At 61.6% G+C, this 1,950-nt stretch carries 2 protein-coding genes; both read right to left on the bottom strand.

What is annotated here, in order from left to right; genetic code table 11:
* Nucleotides 1-151: 151 nt before the first annotated feature.
* Nucleotides 152-1,726, bottom strand: coding sequence for an alkaline phosphatase D family protein (locus JQK88_RS35330; protein ID WP_203281194.1), 1,575 nt, complete (start codon nucleotides 1,724-1,726; stop codon nucleotides 152-154).
* 44 nt (nucleotides 1,727-1,770) lie between these two features.
* Nucleotides 1,771-1,950: hypothetical protein (locus JQK88_RS35855; protein WP_210388449.1), on the bottom strand; the 180-nt coding region annotated here is incomplete at its 5' end.

Consider the following 1,950-nt stretch of genomic DNA (forward strand, 5'->3'; position numbering starts at 1 on the left):
GTGCGCCCTGCGTCGGCCTGAGGGCCTCACCGCCACCATCAAACTCCACCCCAAAAGGCAAAGCCGAGCGAGACATCACGGTCAAACCGCTCCGCACGCCTTTCTCCCGTAACTGTGCAACAGGCCCTCAAGGGGGGAGATCAAAGTCAGCCTACGCCGACCGCACCGGATCGAGCGTCACCTTGTAAAGCTCGTTGTCATCGCGATCCATCAGCCGCACCGTCAGCTGCTCGGTAGCGCCTGAAATATCCACCAATCCGAAGAACTGCAGGCCAGCCGATGGCGGCAGGTTCTGGCCCTGTTCTGCCGTCGGCGCCTTGATGAATTTCAGCTCCGGACCGAACGTCATGTCGAAATCGTTGGGGCCGAACGTGCCGGCATGGATCGGGCCGGAGACGAATTCCCAGAACGGGTTGAAGTCCTGGAACTGCGCCTTGTCAGGGTTGTAACAGTGCGCGGCCGTGTAATGCACGTCGGCCGTCAGCCACACTGTGTTGGTGATGCCGGCGTTCTTGATGTAGCGCAAAAGGTCGGCGATCTCGAGCTCGCGGCCCTTGGGCAGGCCGTTGTCGCCATTGCTGACGGCTTCCGCGCCGACCTTCTTGGTGCCGTCGTCCCAGACGACGAGGCCGAGCGGCATGTCGGCGGCGATGACCTTCCAGGTCGCCTTGGAGTTGGCCAGTTCGCGCTTCAGCCATTTGGTCTGCTGTTCGCCGAGTATACGGGACTCCGGCGTCATGGTGTCCTGCATGTCCGGGCCGTTGGGGCCGCGATAGGAGCGCATGTCTAGGAAGAACACGTCGAGCAGCGGCCCGTGGGATATCTTGCGATAGACGCGGCCGGGTTCCGACGGTTCGTAGCGGATCGTCGTCATCTCATGGAAGGCGCGCGCCGCACGCGCCGCCAGCACATGGATGGATTTTTCGGTGTAGCGGCTGTCGGCGCTCAGATCCTTCGAATCCGACCAGTTGTTCAGCACTTCGTGGTCGTCCCACTGGTAGAAGGTCGGGCAGATGGCGCTCAGGGCGAGAACGTTCTTGTCCATCATGTTGTACTTCCACTGGTCGCGGTACTCGTCCAGCGTTTCGGCGACCTTGCGCTTTCCGTCGATGAGGACGACGTTTTTCCATTTGCCGCCGCCAGGCAGGTCGACCTCATCCTTCATCGCGCCATCGGCATAGATCGTGTCGCCGGAATGCAGGAAGAAGTCGGGCGTGTGCTTGGCGATGGTGGCGTAGGTCTTCATGCCGGTCTCGTCGATGCCCCAGCCCTGGCCGGCGGTGTCGCCCGACCAGGCGAATTTGATGTCGCGCTTCGAGGTGGGTGCGGTGCGGAAGCGCCCGACGATCGGCTCGGAAACGACATTGATGTCGGCGAGGTCGGCGGCCGTCATGCGGTAGAAGATGTCCTGGTCGGCAGCCAAGTCGGTGAGCAGCCGCTTGACCGTAAAGTCGCTGGCCGGCGAGGTATCGAGCGGCGCCAGCCGGGTGGCGTTGGCGAAATTCTCGGTCGAGGACACTTCGAACATGACGCGCGAGGGTCGATCGGTGCGCGTCCACACCATGCCGCTCGAGGCATCGACATCGCCGGACTGGACGCCATGGGTAAAGGCCGGGCGCTGGCTGGCGCGCGAATAGTAGGGCAAAGCGAGGCCCGATGCGCCGAGCAGACCCGCAGCGCTCGCTGAGGTGACGAAGGCGCGGCGGGTCAACGAGATCTTGTTCATGGCTGTCTCCTGATGGCTTGAACGTCCGCCACCAGCGTCCAGCCTCAATGTTTCAGCCGCATCTCGGAAAGATGAAGTTTTGATAACAATGGACAGGTAATCTCCCCCCTTGAGGGCAGGGGAATCGCAGATAAGTTGATTGGCTCTTGCCAAGTAGGAAAAGAGGGATTCTTGAGAGGCTTTCTCGCTACAGAGGAGGCCGCGGTGCCGTTGATTATGTCTAT

Origin of the sequence: Mesorhizobium caraganae (assembly GCF_016836705.1) — a bacterium.
Lineage (GTDB): Bacteria > Pseudomonadota > Alphaproteobacteria > Rhizobiales > Rhizobiaceae > Mesorhizobium > Mesorhizobium caraganae.